We start from the raw sequence: 20,288 nt of genomic DNA, 5'->3' as shown, positions 1-20,288 counted from the left end.
ATTAATGTCTCGATTCGTTCAACGATAAAATCAAATTAATGACCAGAATGTTCATTATTCGTGTCTTCTTCAGACATATCCCCATGATCCATTTCATCCATATTCATGTGTTTACCATGTTCCATTGGAGCTGGTCTAAAGTCTAAGTGTGTAGATGAGAAGCTTTGGCGACCAACATGTTCTGCCTCTAACAGCTCATCAAATTTTTCTTCTGTTAATGGTGCCTCTTTCGCTTTAACATCAGCAACCCATTTATCGAAGTCTTCTTGTGTCATAGATTGTGCTTCAAATTCCATTTCTGCAAAGCCACGTCCATTAAAGTTAGAGTTACGTCCCATAAATGAACCAACTTCATCTGCTGCAAGGTGAATGGTTGTTAACATATCACTCATAGCATATTTTTGACCTGCTAATTGAGGAATCCAGAAACTAGTAATTGGACCAAATGAGTAAAGCTTAAATTCGATTGGACGATCCACTGGAATGTTTACATAGTTAACTGTTTCAACACCTTCTTCTGGATAACTAAAGTGCCATTTCCAGTTTGATGATGATGCATAAATCACTAAAGGCTCCTTATCGTCATAACCTGCTGGTTGAGCTTCTACTGTAGATGTTGTTCTTACTGTCACAACAGCTAAAAATGCTACGATAATAATTGGAATTACTGTCCATGTAATTTCAAGCAGATGGCTTCCTTCTTCATGAGGAGGCTCATAATCTGCAGCTGCTTTTGATGCGCGATATTTTGTAAGCATAAAGGCTAAAAGCACATACACGACTAGCAATATAAAGGCCATTGTAATAATGGATAAGATAATTGTGTTTGATAATGTTTCAGCATTAGGTCCCTTTGGATTGAACACTGTTAATGGTTCACATCCAGCAAGAAGAGCAATCGCACTCAATGCTACTAACATTAAACTTAATTTTTTCTTCATGTTTGACTCCTTTCTATAGAACGGCTATTCATAAAATTCATGTGTTTTTTGTCAGTGTCACATTTACAAATAGTTGATACTGAGGTCACCTCTTTTATCTTGGCGTATCAATCAACAACATAAGAAATTACAATGGCATGGTTCAATATGAAACATAAAATCTAGTGTTGATTGATCTGATGCAAGCGTTAGCAAAATCAATGATTTGCGCAATCGTTTAAATACATACTTGGTTACCTACGATTGTCACAATCTCTCGTTGTTTGCACATTGGATTATACGCCCTGTTTTTAAGAAAAAACATAATTTTGTTATGAAAATGATAGTATAGCGGTAGTGAATTTGAACATTTTTTGAACAAAAATCGTTATTTTAGTATTGGTATTTATAGGTTTTATTTATTAAACACTGTGGAAACGTTGAAAATACTGCATTCCTGATGTTTACCTAAGTAAATAATTTAAAATGTGAAAAATGGTATTTCACATTTTAGACGCTGTTTTGTAATAAAATCATTGTCATACCAGACCTATTGGGATTTTTTATTTGCCTTTTATCCAAAAAAGGAGTAGATGCAATGACGTTTTATGGAAACAATAGGTTGAATTTTCAATGAAAGGAATGAGTGGGGAGGGAATAAATGGAGCGAAATATTAATTATGTTAATATAATAATAGGTTTTCTTTAATATCCATATTTTTACTTCATTTGTTTTATTTGAAAAGTAAAAAGCAAACTAAGCCAGCTCTTAGTTTGCTAGTATTTTAGAAAAAATTTATGTTATCAAGAATTAAGCGGTGTAATTCAGCATTTTTAAAATTACCTGTCAATCACCAAGCTTCAGCCATTTGGCTACTTGTCCATAAATCGTATTTTGAAGCTGTGGCGCTTTATTATTCATTTTCAAAGAAAAATATAGTGTTTTCATAAAGTTTAAGGTACAAGTTCTTCCACTAAAGAAGAGCTCATTATAACCTTGTGTCATTAAATGCATTTCAAATTTATCAAAAGCCTGCTCAACAAATTCGATCAGTGCTTCCTCTGAGTAATTTTGAAGCAATAATGCATCCACTATATTAATTAAACGTTCCTCTTCATCGTTAACAAAGACTGTTTCTTTCCAAGTGACAAGTTTTAATGCATGTAAAATGGATGGTGCATACCGTAAATCGAATTTTGGATGTTTTATTGTTGTTGTAGCTAAATCTGCACCATGTGCAATACTGTGTGCCCATCCTTTTTCCTGAACATATCCTCTCGTATCCTGTTCTAATAACAAATAACGGCCAATTTTTTTAAAGAACAATTGTAGGTCTTCATCTCTTAAAACGAGTAATTCAGCGTCCTTTGCAAGAAGACCTGCAACTAGTAATGCGGAAAACGAACGAGTAAAGACACTATCCTCTGTTTTATCTCCGATATGTAAATATAAAAAATCCTCACCCGTAACTGTATCAAACAAATATTGAAGTTGTTGAGAACTCAATAAATTATCACTTAGTAAATCAACAAAGGTGCGATAAATGAGGTGGTCTCGTAATTCGGCATCAACTGAGCCAATATGGGCTAACATCTCCTGTAATAGCCAATCACTATGCTGGAACATAAATGTCTGACGCTCAGACAGTGTCATTGTAGAAAAAGACTGTAATGTTTCTTTAATATCCATGTTAGAAAAGCCCCCAACTTATTTTTGTACTATATATTATAGCGCCATTTCATTTCGAAGGGATAAATTTGAAACCTTCATTTTAATTAAGCACAGTTAGAATGTCCTCTTTAAAACATAATTTTTACAATATTATTTCCAGAAACTATAGAAAGTTGTTATGATAGAAACGCAATAAAATGGTAAAACTAAAATGTGAACAATAAAAAAGACATACCTATTTAAGTATGTCTTTGTCTGCTAAATAATGACTGCTGATTTAATGCCAATTGGCCATTCAGTGAGCGTGTGTTGATTCGTCTTTAACTCGACAAGAATATTAGCATTTTTGATTGCATCAATGAGCCATTCACTATAGTGACGATTTGGTTCAGGATGCTGTAAAATCTGCTGCATATCTTTTTTATCAACATGTAACAGCTTGTAGTTACATTCAATGTTTACTTTTTGAGGAATAATGGAAAGAGACTCATTTTGATGACCAAGTGCAATAGATCCAGGAATACACCCTTGAATTTTTAAAATATAGGTGCTGGCTTCTTGTGTGTAGACATCAATTTTGGTGCGTGTTAAAAGTTCAAATTCTATCGGCTTATCTTGAAAAGGGCCGTCCGTTGTAGAAATTGAAATGACTTTAATCGATAATGCCTCGAATGCAGATGAGATACAATGATCAAATTCTGTAATTGTATCAAGTAATTGCATGGATTCCACTCCTTGTTAAGAACTTGATTTTCTTGATGCAGACAACAAAGGGGGAGCGTCTGCGAATTGTAGTAAATTTTAGACTATTCTAATTATAATACAATTTATTACAAAATATGAATGCAAAAGCAATGATTTTTTGTTAAAAACAAGAAACTTGTGGATTTTTTAGTAAATAGCAGAAATGAAAAATTAGAACAATGAGGTGAGAAAAATGACAAAAAGAAAGCGTCATGTCATTAAACATGACAATGTTGTTGTTTTTCCGGGCGCTGTCCAAACTTTAATACGTGAAGGACATATGTTTGCTGAAAATTTTCAGTATGAAAAAGCGGTGGCGAGTTTTGAAAAGGCATTTATGTACGAAGATGGAGATGAACTTGCTCTTAGTGCCTATGCTTTTGCTTTGTATGAATTGAAGGACTATAGCAAGACAAAGAATATTTGTGAGCAATTATTTTCATTGGGTACGTCATTTTATGTAGAAATCATGGAATTGTACATTACCGTATGCATGCAGTTAAAAGAATATCATCAAGTAGAGTCATTAATTACAACCCTACTTGAAGAAAATGTTTTGCCTCTGGATCAAATTGAAAAATTTGAACGCTTAAAAAATTTGAATAGTGAAGTGTCTAAAAATCTAGAAAAAAAGGAAAATGCACAACGTTTAATAGAAGAACAGGAATATGACCTTGAAAAATTCAGGACACTTAGTCCGAATGAGCAATCCATTCGCTTACATCGACTTATGGATACAAATGTAAGACAATTAAAAGAGCCATTGAAAGAAATTATTGAATGTTCGACGATCCATCCGTTTGTCCAGAGTCTAGCACTCATATTATTAGTAGAACAAGAAGTAGCTATAAATGTTATAGTGTCCAAATTTAATCAAACTAAAATTGTTAATCCTACTGAATTAGTATTGCCTAACCAGCTACCGCAGTATGGAAAAATAAAAAATATACTAGAAGTGAAGCTAGAGCAAGACCCATCAACGTTAGAAATGGTACAATATTTAATGGCAAAGCATGCCATTGTAACGTATCCATTTGAATGGCACCCGTTCGAAGCAGATGATGTTGCCTATAGTTATATTGATTTTGTCTTAGCAATGCTTGGAAATATACAAGAAATGGACTATGAAATCATTGACTTTTTACAAATGTTAGAAAAGCTAACAGAACTACATTAGGTATGAAATAAGTTGAAACTATACACATCTATGTTATACTAAAATGGTTGTCAAAATCGTAGTTACGAATGAATTGTCTAACATCTAAACTTGATTATTTATTTGGAGGTATTTATACATGTCAGCAAAATGGGAAAAACAAGAAGGTAATATCGGTACTCTTACAATCGAAGTACCTGCTGCAGAAATCGACGCAGCAATGGACCAAGCGTTCAAAAAAGTTGTAAAACAAATTAACGTACCAGGTTTCCGTAAAGGTAAAATGCCTCGTAAAATGTTTGAACAACGTTTTGGTATCGAATCTCTATACCAAGATGCATTAGAAATCATCGTTCCTGAATCTTATGCAAAAGCAATTGATGAAGCTGGAATTATGCCAGTTGATTACCCAGAAATCGCTGGTACAGAAAATTTTGTACACGGCCAAGATTTCACATTCACTGCACAAGTAACAGTGAAACCAGAACCAAAGCTAGGAGACTATAAAGGTCTAGAAGTATCTAAACTTCCAGTAGAAGTAACGGATGAAGAAGTAGATGCACAAATTCAAGATCAATTAGCTCGTAAAGCAGAGCTTGAAATCAAAGAAGACGAAGCAATCGTAGAAGGTGATACAGCTGTAATCGACTTCGAAGGTTTCGTTGGTGAAGAAGCTTTTGAAGGTGGTAAAGGTGAAGACTATCCACTAGAAATCGGTTCAGGTTCATTCATTCCAGGTTTTGAAGAGCAACTAGTTGGTGTTAAAGCTGGCGAATCGAAAGATGTTGTTGTTACATTCCCAGAAGAATATCATGCAGCTGAATTAGCTGGTAAAGAAGCTACTTTCAAAGTAACAGTGAAAGAAGTTAAAACAAAAGTTCTTCCTGAGTTAAATGATGAATTTGCAAAAGAATTAGATCCAGAAGTTGAAGGCGTTGAAGCTTTACGCGCTAAAATTAAAGAACAAACTGCAGCTCAAAAGGAAACAGAATCAGATGCAGCTCTTCGTGATGAGCTTGTAGAAAAAGCAGCTGAAAATGCTGATTTTGAAGTACCAGCAGGTATGATCAACTCTGAAACTGATCGTATGTTACAAGAATTTGGTCAACGTTTACAAATGCAAGGTATGAACCTAGACCTTTACTACCAATTCTCTGGTCAATCAGAAGAAGACTTACGTGGCCAAATGAAAGAAGAAGCTGAAAGCCGTGTGCGTGTATCATTAACACTTGAAGCAATCGCTGAAGCTGAAAAAATTGAAGCATCTGAAGCTGATATTGAAGCAGAATTAGAAAAAATGGCTGCTCAATTTAACATGACAAAAGATCAAATCACAAGTGCTTTAGGTGGAACAGCAGTACTTGAAAACGACATCAAAATCCAAAAAACAGTTGAATTTTTAGTAGAAAACGCTAAAATTACTGAATAAGATTTTGTGTAATTAGATAGCCCAAAAAAACAAGGTACGGCATTCATCCGTGCCTTGTTTTATCACATAAACTCTTAGCAATCAGTCCCCTTAACATTTAATTCACTTTATACTTCACTTATACATAGTATTGTTTTAGTTTTTATCTTCATTCAGCAGATGTTTTTGTATCCAAAGTATAATGTTAGGTACAAAAAACTCCCATCTCACATAGATGGCGAGCTGTAAGCCTTTTAACCTTTTTAGTGTGTGTTTAAACCACGACTGGATGAAGATAGTGCCTGCTGGCAGGCGTCAAGGATTTGTTGGAAGTCCGGACGCTATTAGAGTCAAGGCGAAATTGATACGATGCTAAACTTAACTTCATTCAGAAAGGTTCTAACTATATAAAATTTATTTTTTGATTGATATACCCTTGGTTGATGAATGTAGTAGATTTTATAAATAGAGATCAGTAGTTTGTAGTGTGTCGGAAGTGAATAAATGTAACTTTATAGCAGTATAAGGTGGCGAAGTAAGCAGGTTCCTATAGCATGCTTCGAAAGACAAATGAAGTAAAGTACATGACGATGCGTTATAATCTACACATGCATAATTACTGAGGCGTAAATGATGCAGACAATTTATTTGATAAAGGTTCAATAATCTTGTAAGATTGTTGCTTGAATAGGGGTGAAACATATTGTTCAAATTTAATGATGAAAAAGGCAATTTAAAATGCTCATTTTGTGGAAAACCACAAGAACAAGTGCGTAAATTAGTTGCAGGTCCAGGTGTTTATATTTGTGATGAATGTATCGAGCTTTGTTCAGAGATCGTTGTAGAGGAACTTGGTGTAGAAGAGGAAATCGAATTCCAAGATATTCCAAAACCGAAAGAAATCTTAACGATTTTAGATGAGTATGTAATTGGACAAGAGCGTGCTAAAAAAGCATTGGCAGTCGCAGTTTACAATCACTATAAACGTATCAATACGAATAGTAAAATTGATGATATTGAATTAGCAAAATCGAACATTGTGTTAATCGGCCCAACTGGTAGCGGTAAAACTTTATTAGCTCAAACGTTAGCACGTATTTTAAATGTTCCATTCGCTATTGCGGATGCTACCTCCTTAACTGAAGCAGGTTATGTTGGTGAGGACGTTGAAAATATTTTATTAAAGTTAATCCAATCAGCTGATTATGATATCGAACGCGCTGAAAAAGGGATTATCTATATTGATGAAATTGACAAGGTTGCACGTAAGTCGGAAAATCCATCTATTACACGAGATGTTTCCGGCGAAGGTGTTCAGCAGGCACTCCTAAAAATTCTTGAAGGAACAGTTGCAAGTGTTCCACCACAAGGAGGACGAAAACATCCTCATCAAGAATTCTTACAGATCGATACAACCAATATTCTTTTCATTGTTGGCGGTGCATTTGATGGTATTGAAACCATCATTAAACGACGTCAGGGTGAAAAAGTAATAGGATTCGGTTCAGATCCGAATAAAGTAGATGTAGATGAAGGTTCTATCATGTCCAAGCTGATTCCTGAGGATTTATTGAAATTTGGTTTAATACCAGAGTTCATTGGTCGATTACCTGTACTTGCGAGTCTGGAGCAATTAAACGAAGCAGCACTAGTACAAATTTTAACAGAGCCGAAAAATGCACTAGCCAAGCAATATCAAAAAATGCTTGAATTAGATGGCGTTGAGCTTGAATTTGATGAAGATGCTCTTGTGGCAATTGCTAAGGAAGCAATTGAACGTAAAACAGGTGCGCGTGGTCTTCGTTCAATTATTGAGTCAACAATGCTTGATGTAATGTACGAATTACCTTCACGTGAAGACGTGAAAAAATGTATCATTACAGCAAAAACAATTACGGATAAAGAAAAACCGAAATTGCTTCTTGAAGATGGCACTGAACTCGATGAAGGTAGCGACACTAAAACTTCAGCATAATGAATAGACGTGGCTGTCTACCGTTGTGAGATAGAGAGTAATTAGCTGACTTCGATTGTGCAATATTCGCACATATCGACAGTCAGCTTTTTATTCATTCCTACATAAAGCCAGCTGTAACTTGAAGAAATTTTTGGCTCGCTTCAATATCTAGTGTGAATCAACTTTTTAAACACATACTAGTAGCGCGGGATGTTAACATGAAAATTTTGACGGAGGTGAATGCCCGCATGGTGACAATACAAAAAACAACAAATGTACCATTATTGCCTTTGCGTGGACTTTTAGTATTCCCATCGATGGTGTTACATATTGATGTGGGTAGAAATCGTTCTGTAGCGGCGCTTGAGCAGGCAATGTTAGAGGACCAAATGATTTTATTGGTAACACAAAAAGAAATGCACGATGAACAACCTGAAGAGCAAGATTTGTATTCAGTTGGTACAATTGCTTATGTCAAACAAATGCTTAAATTACCAAATGGCACGTTACGTATCCTTGTAGAAGGAGTTGCTCGTGCAACGTGGAAAAGCTATCGTGCGTTAGAGAAGTATACGGTTGTCGATATAGAAATTAAAGAGGAGTCAACAGAAAAAGATGTAGAAACACAAGCATTGATGCGGACATTGTTGACGTATTTTGAAAAATATGCAAAATCCTCCAATAAAATTACAACTGAGACGATCAATACTGTAACGGATATTGAAGAGCCTGGCCGTTTAGCTGATATTATTGCTTCTCATTTGCCGTTTAAAATTGCCGACAAACAAGAAGTTTTGGAAATGCTAAGCGTTAAAAAACGACTAGATCATTTAATTATTCGCTTGCATGATGAACAGGAAGTATTGGATCTAGAAAAGAAGATTAATTCCAAAGTAAAGCAGTCAATGGAGCGTACACAAAAGGAATATTATTTACGTGAGCAAATGAAAGCTATCCAAACGGAGCTGGGAGATCGCGAAGGGAAAACTGGAGAAGTTGCAGAATTACGGAAGCGTATCGACGAAGCTGGTATGCCAGAAACAACAAAGGAAGCAGCACTGAAAGAATTAGATCGCTATGAAAAAATACCTGGAGCTAGTGCTGAGAGCGGTGTTATTCGCAATTATATTGATTGGCTTATTTCATTACCGTGGACAAATGCTACAGAGGATCGCATGAATATTGCCCATGCTGAAAATATTTTAAACCGAGATCATGATGGATTAGAAAAAGTCAAAGAACGTGTTCTAGAATATTTAGCAGTACGTCAGCTGAAAAATTCACTGCGAGGACCTATTTTATGCTTAGCAGGGCCTCCAGGTGTTGGTAAAACATCATTAGCTCGCTCCATTGCCGAAAGTTTAGATCGAAAATTTATTCGTATTTCTTTAGGTGGTGTTCGAGATGAATCGGAAATTCGCGGACATCGACGTACGTATGTTGGTGCAATGCCAGGACGTATTATTCAAGGAATGAAAAAAGCAGGTACCATTAATCCAGTATTTTTATTAGATGAAATCGATAAAATGTCGAATGATTTTAGAGGTGACCCTGCAGCAGCAATGCTTGAAGTTTTAGACCCTGCACAAAATAATACATTTAGTGATCATTATATTGAGGAACCATATGATCTATCTAATGTGTTATTTATTGCGACTGCCAATGATTTAAGTAGCATCCCAGGACCATTATTAGATCGTATGGAAGTAATATCTATTGCAGGCTATACTGAAATCGAGAAAGCTCAAATTACAAAAAATCATCTTATACCAAAGCAGCTTAAAGAGCATGGCTTGAAAAAAACGCAAGTGGTAATCAAAGATGAAGCAGTCACTGATATTATACGTTATTATACTCGGGAAGCAGGAGTTCGCGGTTTAGAACGACAAATTGCTACGCTTTGCCGTAAAATTGCCAAAGTAATTGTATCTGGTGAGAAAAAACGCGTAACGGTTAGCTCAAAATCATTACAAGATTTACTTGGTAAACATCGTTTCCGCTATGGACAGGCTGAAAAGGAAAATCAAGTGGGTGTCGCTACTGGACTTGCTTATACAACAGTTGGTGGAGATACATTACAAATTGAAGTTTCTTTAACACCAGGTAAAGGGAAGTTACAACTAACTGGTAAGCTTGGTGAGGTAATGAAGGAATCTGCTCAAACAGCCTTATCCTATGTTCGTACGAAGATGGAACACCTTAATGTGGATGCTGAATTTTTTGATACACATGATATTCATATCCATGTGCCAGAGGGTGCAGTACCTAAAGATGGACCTTCAGCTGGTATTACAATGGCAACAGCTATCGTTTCGGCTATTTTACATCGCCCGATTCGCCGCGAGGTAGGTATGACAGGTGAGATTACCTTGCGTGGCCGTGTATTGCCAATCGGCGGCTTAAAAGAAAAAACATTAAGCGCTCACCGTGCAGGATTAACGACAATCATTTGTCCAAAGGATAATGAACGCGATATAGAGGATATTCCTGATAGTGTACGTGAGCAACTAACATTTAAACTAGTGACATCGGCTGATGAAGTTTTAGCCTATGCGCTGGACGGAGGTTTTTAAAAAAATGAAAGTCCATAATGTCGAAATGGTCATTAGTGCGGTACGACCAGACCAATATCCAGAAGATGGACTGCCAGAATTTGCATTAGCAGGTCGTTCCAATGTAGGAAAGTCTTCCTTCATAAATCGAATGATCGGACGTAAAGCTTTAGCACGTATTTCATCTAAGCCTGGTAAAACACAAACCCTTAACTTTTATAAGATTGAAGAACAGCTATTTTTTGTAGATGTTCCAGGGTATGGTTATGCAAAGGTTTCTAAAACAGAGCGTGAGGCATGGGGAAAAATGATCGAGCGCTATTTTACAGGACGCCAGGAGTTAAAAGCAGTCGTACAAATTATAGATTTGCGACATCCTCCGACAGCTGATGATCGTATGATGTATGATTTTTTAAAGCATTACAATATTCCTTGCATTGTCATCGCAACAAAGGCAGATAAAATTCCAAAAGGTAAGTGGGATAAACATAAGAAAATTGTCAAAGAGACACTGGAGATGGAAAAAAGTGATTCACTTATTGTCTTCTCATCAGAAACGGGTCTTGGCTTTGAGGAAGCTTGGAAAACAATCGAAAATAAAATGTAATAAAAAACATCTATTGTATCTAAACCGTTAGGACAATAGATGTTTTTGTATTTTCAATCGAGTGGTGTAGAAAATTAGGGAAAATACTTGATGATGAAACTATTTGTCCGATAAATTAGATAGGAGGTGGACTAGATGGATATCGCAGCTTTATCGATGGCAATGAACCAAGCAACACTTATGCAAAATGTATCTTTAGCTGTTACGAAACAGGCAATGGAAATGCAACAGCAAAATACAGAACAGTTAGTTGAAATGTTAGATGCTCCACATCCAACAGCCGGACATACAATTGATATTCAAGTATGAAGTAGGCAAGGTAGCTTGAAGTTAAAAGCTACCTCAACTTTTGTTTTTAGAAATAAATTCAAGAAGGCCTAAAATGTAACTTTTCGAATAAGAAAAACTACCAATAATACGATATACTAATAATTAGTAAGGAGGCAGGTTTTTTGAAAAAATATTTATACATACTGATGATTACGTTACTGATGATAGTTGGTTTTTCCTTTAATCAATCTGCTAAAGCAGCCCAACTAGTGACAGGGACATTTGTTGATGTAACGTTTTCAGAATATACGAAGCCTGATGGTACGATAGAAAAGCAACTTAGTAAAATTACATTGGAAAATGATCGTGGACGAACAGTAACGTTTAATATTAATAAAAATACTAGATTATATATTAATAATACGTCTACAACGATTGAGGGTTTTAAGATGGGGATGGAAGTCGAGGCTGAAATTTCTCTTAGAAGTGTTGTTGAACTTCGCGGTACCTCTCATACACCAACAGAAACAAATGTACCATCAACAGGAAGCAGTAACGGTAAAACAACTGCTGGTGTCGTCACGAGTATTGATCCAAATGGTTTATTTATCATGGTAAAACCAGATGTTGGCGCAGAAACGACATACTATTTAAACAAAGAAACCAATTATCAAAAAGGTTCTTCTGCAACAGATATTAGTGCATTATACGTTGGGGATCGAGTTAAATTAAGTTTCAAAAATAAAACTTCCTCAATCATATCAAAGGTAGCTATCAGTGAAACAGGTACGCTCGTTGAAAACTTATATAAAGGCGAGATACAAGCGGTCAATCCTAATGCCAACAAGCTTACCGTGAAAAATCAGCATGCCTTTGTAAACTGGCAATTTGGCTCTCAAACAACAAATGATCTTTCAACTATGCCTTTTACATCCAAAGTACCAATCTATGTTGGGAATACGAAAGTCGAGAAAGGTCAGCTGAAAAATTATATAGGTAGCGAAGCATACTATGCGACCGTTAAACAATTTGGTAAGGAAGTAATCGAGAAAATTGTCGTATTAAAAAATAATGAAAGAACATATTACGAACCAATGCTGTCTGTTGATACAGATTATCAACTATTAAAACTGAAAACAGCAGGAACAATGTATTTCCATAATGGAACTATTTTAATTCGAAATGGACGATTAATTGAACCTACTGGTCTTATGGCATATGGTACTGCTTTTGTCGTGGCTGATGGTGCTACTCGTGATCACTATGCCCAAGTAATACAAGTTACAAGTGATAGCTTCATGTCACCTAATCTTGCAGGTCATGAATTATATTATGGACGCTTATCTCAAGCAGATGGATATGTAATTGAAATTGACGATGCGATGAAGATTGAATCAAATGTTTTCAAGAAAGCAGATCGTACTGTACTGTCAGTTAGTAATACAACGAAAGCTATGGTAGATGACGGCAATAAAACATATAGTGTCATGCCAGATATTGAACTTTACTTATCTGAGGGAGACTATGGTTATTTCTATGTGAAGGAAGGCCATGTACAAGCTCTTCATATTTTAGACAAGGCTAAACCTGTTGCCCCTCTAATGCTTGCAGGGAAACTACAGTCTGTAAAATCTACGTATCCTGCAGTCATTAATGTCAAGAGTGTTAGTCAATGGCAAAATGGTCGTTGGTATGAAGCGGGTGAAATGGTTAATATGAATATTGACCAAGCGACACTGATTAAAGCAGGTAAGGTGATTCAAGCTTCTGACTTACAGCCATCTGATCGTTTAGTTGTATTATCAGATCGATTTGTTAAAGCTCATTTTATTTTGGTAGATTAGCATAAATATTAAACTAAAAAATCTGCGAGTCCCATGCGAATATGTTTCATAATCGAAAGATGAAGAAGTTACTTCGAATAGGCTAAATTGTGTATATATTCGCAAGACGAGCAGATTTTTTAGTTATATTAGAAACAAGCTTCATTATGCACGCAAATGCACAGTGAAAGAGAGGAAAAGCGAATGCAAAAAAAATTATCTAAAATAATGTTTCTAGTCCTTGCTGTCTTTTTGATTGGAACAACTATTCCATTCAATGCATCAGCCGCTTCATTAGAAACAACAGGTGCTGTAAAAAACGAATATACATATGAAGAAGCTGTGTTCCTTTCAGGGACACCTGTTATTTTTAAAGGGACAAGTAAAGATATTAAAATTGCTCAAAAAGAATCAAAAGGTAAATTAACTGAAACGTATAGCATGAAGTTAACAGCAAGCAATGGCGCAACATTGACAAGAAATATTGCCTATGAATCAGATGTAGTGGATTATGCAGTTCTTGGTCAAAAAACATCCAATGGTGAAGTGAAGAAATACACTGAAAAAATCACAATTGGCGCCATTACTTATTCCTTAGTCGATTATCAATTTTCACAAGGAACAGTTACTGATAATCGTGCAGCCTCTGATTATTACTCAGGAAATATTATTTCTAGAAAAACCTATGCTTTTGAAACAGGAAAAGGAAAAAATGCTGTTCAAAACACAGTAACAATTGAAACAGATAGTCGACATGCAGGTTATGAGAACTTCTGGGGTGCGACAGAAACTCAAATCACGGAATCTGTTTATTCTTATAGTGATGGTAAAACAAGTCATGTGAAAAATCGTTTATCTACAAGTAAATCACGTGTTTTAAATTATGAGGAAAATCTCGGTAGCTTAGGGAGTTTTGAAGGTGGATATGCAGTCGTAAGTGAAAAGGATGTTATTTCTGAATATACATACGACCTATCTTCAGGACAAAAAGGTACACTTGATTTAGATACAGAGTACATGCCGACAATTGAACGTCTTATCATTCCTAAATTCAGAGATTTAACAACCCATTATGCGAAAGAAGCAATTGAAAAACTTTATTCTCTAGGTATTTACTCAGATTCAAGTAACTTCTTTTCTCCTAATACACCAATGAAACGTATTGATTTTACGACGGCTATTGGTAAAGCGGTTGATTTACGTGTGTTTGAAGAAAAGAAATCAAAAAAGACACCTACTACAAGTGTTTTTAAAGACTTGAAGCGTTCTATCAAAGATTACGGTTATATTGAATCAGCGTTAAATAAAGGGATAATCAAAGGTGTATCAGCTGACTACTTTAAGCCAGATAATGCTATTAATCGCGCACAGGCTGCAACTATCTTTGTCCGTGCCTTAGGACTTGAAAATAGAGCACCTGATCCTGGTTACTTAACTAAATTTACAGATGACAAACAGATTCCAAATTATGCGAGAGATGGCATCTATATAGCGAATGAACTTGGCTTAATGATTGGTGATGCTGCTGGTCGTTTTAATCCAAATAAACCGCTAACGCGTGCAGAGGCGTCAGTTGTTATAGAACGATTCTTGAAATATTTAGAGGATGACTTAAAACAAAACTACCGTGATGACATATTGTTCTTTAACTAAAGAAAGGATGGAACAAAAATGACATATGTAAAAAAAGCATTGCTTGCTATGCTTTGCTTCATGCTTCTACTGATGACAGCTACACCTACTGTTACGCAAGCAGCTACAACAATTAGAGATGTTCCAACAAATAGCAATAATTATAAAGCTATTTCATGGGCGGTTGATAATGACCTGATGTCCTTAAATAGTGCAAGTAACTTTTTACCAAATGATCAAGTGACTGATCGCGATCTTGTTCTGATGTTTGCCAAACTAGATCGTAACTATGCTTTATCTTATATTGATAGTGTTGCTTATAATTTCTATAGTGATTTTTATTTACCATTTAACGGTACACATGTAAATACGAATCGAACAAAAGCTGTAACACGTGGCCAATTTGCCCAAATTTACGCGGCTTTTAAAGGCTTAGATTTAGATGAGCCACAGGCAGTTCAATATTTATATTCAAATGATTTATCTACAAGCTCTACAGGCAAAAACACATTCGCTAGCTTTCATCCATCCACAAAATTAACAAGGGGTGATGTTGCTGTATTTTTCTATCGTGCTGTTCAAAATAGTACTTTCGCAGTACAAGGATTAAAACGTAGTCCAGCTGGTCGTGATAATGATAGCATTACATTACCGCCTGGTTTTATGGGATCTAGTAGTGCTGATTTTGAAGAGCCAAAGGATAATTCCAATGATTTTACTGGACCAAATAATGTTAATAATGCATTGCAGAGTATCGTGGTGGAAAAGCCTGATTTAATTGCAAATAATGTGGATACAACACTAGTTACGGTGTCTTTAAAGGCTTGTAATGGTGATCCTATCGCTGATGATAAATCCTATTCATTCCGCGTGAAAGCATCCTACGGAAATATTGTTGATACTTCAGGTGAAGCAGTTGACATTGTCCAATCGGATGGTTCAACTGTATCAGCTATAGTGGTAGCACCAAAACTAACTAAATCAGTACGTGATACAATAACTTTTGAACTGATTAATAATACGGACCCAGCAATGAAGTGTCTTGTTGGAGAGAAACTAAATGCAGAAGTGCGTTATGCACCACAGCCTGAATTGCGTATTGATTACCAAGTATACGACCCAGCAAATACAGATGATAATGGGAGCGTAATTCCTGAATTTCCGAAAAGTGAAGATATTCCAGAGTTCTTTACGCAAAACTTAATTGATGTTTATAGCCCAGTTCCTCTAGATTCTAATTCAGATAAAAAATTATTTAGTATTGGGCAGCAAACAAATGTGACGGACGTTTTAGGGAATGTGCAAAACATCTATTTGCGTTACGGTGGATCTGATCCTAAATATCCGGCATTAGGTTATGAAAATGCTATTCTTCAATTTGAAAACTATGATATTTCTGTTCACTTATTTGAGGAACTTTTAAAGACACGTTTTGAGAACTCTGTTACAACGCCAGCTAAAACGGAAATAATGTATTTAATTGCTGACGATGGTCGTCCTATTTATCGCGTTCAGGGCATTGATGATGATATTGCCTCACAGGTAGAGAACATTAATCCAGTCGGCGCCATTATTCAGCTTATGAAAGAAATGCCAGACGAAAAAGATTTAACATTAGAACATTATGACAGTGTTATGAAGATTTATTCGATCTTCACTAACTTAAGTAACTATGACCGCACGGTATTATTAAAATACCAAGGCGGTAAATTACTTGGACAAGTAGAGGCGTTTAAAAAACGAGTAGAGGCCCTAAAGGAAAGTGCGGATGCTGCATCAAGACCATCAGGAAAAGATCGTTATACAAAAGTAATGGTGACTTTAGTGCGTCCTGGTGGAGAGCCTATTACAGATTATCAAGGAACAGTCAAAATTAAGTATGACGGAGTAGAAAAAACAGCTTCATTCATTACGAACACTTCTGATCCATTAAATAATACAGGGAATCCAGGTACTGCTGTAGCCTACTTTGATTCAGTTATATATGGCAAATCTAAAGTGGAAGCAAGACTTGTCAATCCAATAGACCCTCGCTATGCAACGTCCTTGAAGGGTTTAAAAGATAAAACAGTGACGAAAGATATTTTTACGAATCCATACTTCAGTAAAAACTCTTGTTCTTTAGCAACAGAAATTGCCTATGTAGTGGATTATTCTTCTTCCATGAAGGCTGTTGATCCAACAAATTATCGTGGGAAGAAAATGATTGAACTAATCAATCAATTAAAGGCTAAAAATAACATAGTCATTGAAACCAATACAAAAGCGACAGTACTTGGAGAAGGTACAACAGAAAATGTGTTGAAAAAAGATCTTTATAAAGCATCGAAAGATAAGGGTGCAACCGATATTTTTGCAGGCATCGATATTGCTTTAACAAAATTCTCGAATGATTCGAAAACATCCAAAGCGATTGTCGTTGTATCTGATGGTAAAACAAGTAAATCAAAAATGACAAAAGTTATAAATGACGCGAAAAAGCAAGGTGTCAAAGTATACACAGTTAGTATGGGCAAAAAATCACAAGTAAATGACGCCACTTTAATGCAATTATCTTCAGAAACGGGCGGAACGTACTTCCATGCAATTGATAATTTGCAATTGCATCAAGTCTTCCAGAAGTTAATTGATACTATTTTATGTAAAACGCAAGCTTCAAGCTGTATCAATCCAGAAGATTTATTTGAAGAGACAAGTGTTTCGCTACGAAAAGGTTATATTACAATGAGTGCTCGAGTTGATGGTAACTGTCAAAACGTTGCGAAGATGAATGTACGTTTTAATTCAATCAGTGGGGATGTCCAGTTTGATTTGCAAAAGCGTAGTGATCAAGTGTATATGTTAACAAAAACTGTTCAAACTATGCAGGATTTTAAAGTCAATGATGAGATTGAGTTTATAGCATACGATAAAGATGGTAATATAATTGCAATAAAGAGTGTTACAATAACAAATTAATGAGAAAACTGCCTCCGATAATGGGGGCAGTTTTTTAATTTGAAACAACACGTATAATTTGTTACACTTAGTTTATAATAATTCTAATGTAGATGACGAATTACAGTTCTTCATGACATGTTCACAAATTATTGATGAACTCTTGTCGAACTGTGCTATAATGAGATTTGTGAATTAGAACGTGTGAGGTGTTATTCATGCATACCATCGTAGTAGGCTTGAATTATAAAACAGCGCCTGTTGAAATACGTGAGAAGTTATCATTCATTGAGAGTGAACTGCCACAAGCAATGGAAGCGCTGCAAAAGCAAAAAAGTATATTAGAGAACGTAATTGTTTCGACATGTAATCGTACAGAAATATATGCTGTTGTGGATCAATTGCATACTGGACGTCATTTTGTGAAACAATTTTTAGCCAACTGGTTTGATTTGCCTGTGGAGACATTTTCTTCGTATTTAACGATTCGTGAAGAAGATGAGGCAGTCGAACATTTATTTAAAGTGACAGCTGGAATCGATTCAATGGTTCTAGGTGAAACACAAATTTTAGGGCAAGTAAAAAAAAGCTTTTTAAGTGGACAAGAGATTGGCACAACAGGAACGGTATACAATCAGCTATTTAAACAAGCAGTAACATTTGCAAAGCGTGCTCATAATGAAACAGCGATTGGTGAGAATGCGGTATCCGTTTCCTATGCGGCCGTAGAATTAGCAAAGAAAATTTTTGGCTCATTACAACGCAAGCATGTAGCTATTTTAGGTGCAGGAAAAATGGGGGAACTTGCAATTGAGAACCTTTACGGTAGTGGTGTAGGGAAAGTTACTGTCATTAACCGTACATTTGAAAAAGCAGAAAGCTTAGCAGCTAAATTCCATGGTGAAGCTAAATCAATGAAGGAATTACAATGTTCTTTGTTAGAAGCGGATATTTTAATTACTTCAACAGGTGCTACTGATTATGTTATTGATTACGAGCTAATGCAATTTGTGGAACGTTTACGTAAAGGAAAACCATTATTCATGGTAGATATAGCGGTTCCTCGTGATATTGACCCACGAGTTGGCGACCTACCAAATGTATTTCTATATGATATTGATGATTTACAAGGTATTGTCGAAGCGAACTTAGCAGAGCGTGAACGTGCTGCTGCTGATATTACTAATATGATTGGCGAAGAAGTTGTGCAATTTAAAGACTGGGTAGCTACTCTTGGGGTAGTGCCAGTCATCTCAGCATTACGTAAAAAAGCAAATCGTATTCAACAAGAGACTATGACAAGTATCGAAAATAAAATGCCAGATTTAACGGAACGTGAACGTAAAATTTTAAGCAAACATACAAAATCTATTATCAATCAATTGTTAAAAGAGCCAATCTTGCAAGCTAAAGAAATGGCTAATTCTCCAAAAGCAAATGAACAGTTACGTTTATTCCAACAAATTTTTGGTATAGAGGATGCTGTGGAAGCTGAAGTTCATGAGATGACAAAGCAAGAGCTTGAGCGCAAAGAACGCGCACAAGTATCTCAGACTTCTACTGAACCAAAGTACTCTTTCTAAATTATCTATTGCGCTCACGTAGAAAGCTGTGATTGTACATGGGTGTTACGCGCAATTGGATTTTCTACTGATATTACACGAGGCGTTTTCGTATCTGTATGGTAAACTAAGGATACGAAAACGTTTTTTTGTTTTCTATGCTAAAATAGTTTATTAATTTCACGACAAAGAAGGGATGTCTATTGGCTGATTTGACCATGACGAGGCTCTATGAAGTGATGATCGTCTTGTATGCGATCAGTCTAGTTTTTTACTTTACTGATTATTTTTATAAGCAAGTACGTGCAAGACGCATTGCTTTTTGGCTTGTTTCATTTGTATGGATGATTCAAAGTGCCATTATCATTTTAACGTTTGTGGAAACGAAGCGTTTTCCGATTTTATCCTTGTCTGAGGGAATACTTTTTTATTCCTGGTTACTCGTGACGTTATCCATTATCCTTCATTGCATAGCAAGAGTGGATTTACCTGTGTTTATTATTAATATACTAGGATTTTTATTCGCTAGTATCTTTACTTTTATGCCGAAACGTCCTACAGGAGCTGTCGGGGATACTTTAATTTCAGAGATGCTTTTTATTCATATATCATTTGCAATATTGTCTTATGCAGCGTTTACATTAACATTTGTGTTTGCCATTTTGTATCTCGTTCTATATCGATTGCTGAAAAAGAAAAAGTGGTCGCATTTATGGACTAGATTGCCTTCCTTGCAGCAGACAAGCAGCTGGATGAATATTTCATTTTTCATTGGAATTCCGATGTTATTTATAAGTTTAATATTAGGGTTTGAATGGGCACTATTAACATTAGAGAGTCTTTCGATTTTCGATGCGAAAATCATAGGGTCCTTCATTATTTTAATTTTGTATTGTTTTATCCTATATGTGAATCGCAAAAGCAAGCTGACAGGTACAACTTATGCATGGGTACATATTTATGCCTATCTATTAGTTGTTGTAAACTTCTTCTTAGGTAGTAGTTTATCGCGATTCCATTTATGGTATTAGAAGAAAGGTTGGAGACT

14 protein-coding genes are annotated in these 20,288 nt (G+C 35.7%); 11 read left to right on the top strand and 3 right to left on the bottom strand.

Annotated elements, in window-relative coordinates; genetic code table 11:
• Positions 1–35 precede the first annotated feature (35 nt).
• The 3 genes from qoxA to QH639_RS11060 form a co-directional block, all read right to left on the bottom strand.
• Positions 36–941 carry a cytochrome aa3 quinol oxidase subunit II gene (qoxA, locus tag QH639_RS11070; RefSeq protein ID WP_131520464.1) on the bottom strand — a complete coding sequence of 302 codons (906 nt, stop codon included), beginning with the start codon at positions 939–941 and terminating at the stop codon, positions 36–38.
• 826 nt (positions 942–1,767) lie between these two features.
• On the bottom strand, positions 1,768–2,610 hold the full coding sequence (locus tag QH639_RS11065; RefSeq protein ID WP_131520465.1) for a DUF2785 domain-containing protein: 843 nt from the start codon (positions 2,608–2,610) through the stop codon (positions 1,768–1,770).
• A gap of 240 nt (positions 2,611–2,850) precedes the next feature.
• Positions 2,851–3,315 carry a hypothetical protein gene (locus tag QH639_RS11060; RefSeq protein WP_103118506.1) on the bottom strand — a complete coding sequence of 155 codons (465 nt, stop codon included), beginning with the start codon at positions 3,313–3,315 and terminating at the stop codon, positions 2,851–2,853.
• Between the two features lie 214 nt (positions 3,316–3,529).
• Between QH639_RS11060 and QH639_RS11055 the strand changes: the two genes are divergently transcribed.
• From QH639_RS11055 to QH639_RS11005, 11 genes are all read left to right on the top strand, one after another.
• Positions 3,530–4,513: a tetratricopeptide repeat protein gene (locus QH639_RS11055; RefSeq protein ID WP_131520466.1), complete on the top strand. Its 984-nt coding sequence runs from the start codon at positions 3,530–3,532 to the stop codon at positions 4,511–4,513.
• A 118-nt stretch (positions 4,514–4,631) separates the two neighbouring features.
• Positions 4,632–5,921, top strand: coding sequence for a trigger factor (gene tig, locus QH639_RS11050; protein ID WP_048395116.1), 1,290 nt, complete (start codon positions 4,632–4,634; stop codon positions 5,919–5,921).
• Positions 5,922–6,603: 682 nt separating this feature from the next.
• On the top strand, positions 6,604–7,875 hold the full coding sequence (gene clpX / locus QH639_RS11045) for an ATP-dependent protease ATP-binding subunit ClpX (protein ID WP_036075657.1): 1,272 nt from the start codon (positions 6,604–6,606) through the stop codon (positions 7,873–7,875).
• Between the two features lie 230 nt (positions 7,876–8,105).
• A complete protein-coding gene (gene lon, locus QH639_RS11040; RefSeq protein ID WP_281116191.1) occupies positions 8,106–10,430 on the top strand; it encodes an endopeptidase La in 2,325 nt (774 codons plus the stop codon).
• Between the two features lie 4 nt (positions 10,431–10,434).
• Positions 10,435–11,016 (top strand): ribosome biogenesis GTP-binding protein YihA/YsxC, encoded by a 582-nt coding sequence (gene yihA, locus QH639_RS11035; RefSeq protein WP_048395121.1) that lies wholly within the window; start codon positions 10,435–10,437, stop codon positions 11,014–11,016.
• A gap of 135 nt (positions 11,017–11,151) precedes the next feature.
• Positions 11,152–11,325, top strand: coding sequence for a YjfB family protein (locus QH639_RS11030; protein WP_081011007.1), 174 nt, complete (start codon positions 11,152–11,154; stop codon positions 11,323–11,325).
• A gap of 143 nt (positions 11,326–11,468) precedes the next feature.
• The gene (locus QH639_RS11025) at positions 11,469–13,130 is read left to right on the top strand and encodes a hypothetical protein (RefSeq protein WP_066036515.1); all 1,662 of its coding nucleotides are present in this window, start codon (positions 11,469–11,471) and stop codon (positions 13,128–13,130) included.
• Between the two features lie 183 nt (positions 13,131–13,313).
• A complete protein-coding gene (locus tag QH639_RS11020) occupies positions 13,314–14,762 on the top strand; it encodes an S-layer homology domain-containing protein (RefSeq protein ID WP_281116054.1) in 1,449 nt (482 codons plus the stop codon).
• Between the two features lie 18 nt (positions 14,763–14,780).
• The gene (locus QH639_RS11015) at positions 14,781–17,699 is read left to right on the top strand and encodes a vWA domain-containing protein (RefSeq protein ID WP_259419351.1); all 2,919 of its coding nucleotides are present in this window, start codon (positions 14,781–14,783) and stop codon (positions 17,697–17,699) included.
• 197 nt (positions 17,700–17,896) lie between these two features.
• On the top strand, positions 17,897–19,261 hold the full coding sequence (hemA, locus tag QH639_RS11010) for a glutamyl-tRNA reductase (RefSeq protein WP_048395129.1): 1,365 nt from the start codon (positions 17,897–17,899) through the stop codon (positions 19,259–19,261).
• 182 nt (positions 19,262–19,443) lie between these two features.
• Positions 19,444–20,271: a cytochrome C assembly family protein gene (locus QH639_RS11005; protein ID WP_004226624.1), complete on the top strand. Its 828-nt coding sequence runs from the start codon at positions 19,444–19,446 to the stop codon at positions 20,269–20,271.
• Positions 20,272–20,288: the final 17 nt, after the last annotated feature.

It is taken from the genome of Lysinibacillus sp. 1 U-2021, from assembly GCF_029916965.1.
Classification (GTDB): Bacteria; Bacillota; Bacilli; order Bacillales_A; family Planococcaceae; genus Lysinibacillus; species Lysinibacillus capsici.
This window is presented reverse-complemented; position numbering and strand designations above follow the sequence as displayed.

Coding starts and splice junctions, on each gene's coding strand:
- tig (WP_048395116.1), top strand. CDS start 4,632: ATGTCAGCAAAATGGGAAAAACAAGAAGGTAATATCGGTACTCTTACA.
- hemA (WP_048395129.1), top strand. CDS start 17,897: ATGCATACCATCGTAGTAGGCTTGAATTATAAAACAGCGCCTGTTGAA.
- QH639_RS11020 (WP_281116054.1), top strand. CDS start 13,314: ATGCAAAAAAAATTATCTAAAATAATGTTTCTAGTCCTTGCTGTCTTT.
- lon (WP_281116191.1), top strand. CDS start 8,106: ATGGTGACAATACAAAAAACAACAAATGTACCATTATTGCCTTTGCGT.
- QH639_RS11030 (WP_081011007.1), top strand. CDS start 11,152: ATGGATATCGCAGCTTTATCGATGGCAATGAACCAAGCAACACTTATG.
- QH639_RS11055 (WP_131520466.1), top strand. CDS start 3,530: ATGACAAAAAGAAAGCGTCATGTCATTAAACATGACAATGTTGTTGTT.
- QH639_RS11065 (WP_131520465.1), bottom strand. CDS start 2,610: ATGGATATTAAAGAAACATTACAGTCTTTTTCTACAATGACACTGTCT.
- qoxA (WP_131520464.1), bottom strand. CDS start 941: ATGAAGAAAAAATTAAGTTTAATGTTAGTAGCATTGAGTGCGATTGCT.
- QH639_RS11060 (WP_103118506.1), bottom strand. CDS start 3,315: ATGCAATTACTTGATACAATTACAGAATTTGATCATTGTATCTCATCT.
- QH639_RS11015 (WP_259419351.1), top strand. CDS start 14,781: ATGACATATGTAAAAAAAGCATTGCTTGCTATGCTTTGCTTCATGCTT.
- yihA (WP_048395121.1), top strand. CDS start 10,435: ATGAAAGTCCATAATGTCGAAATGGTCATTAGTGCGGTACGACCAGAC.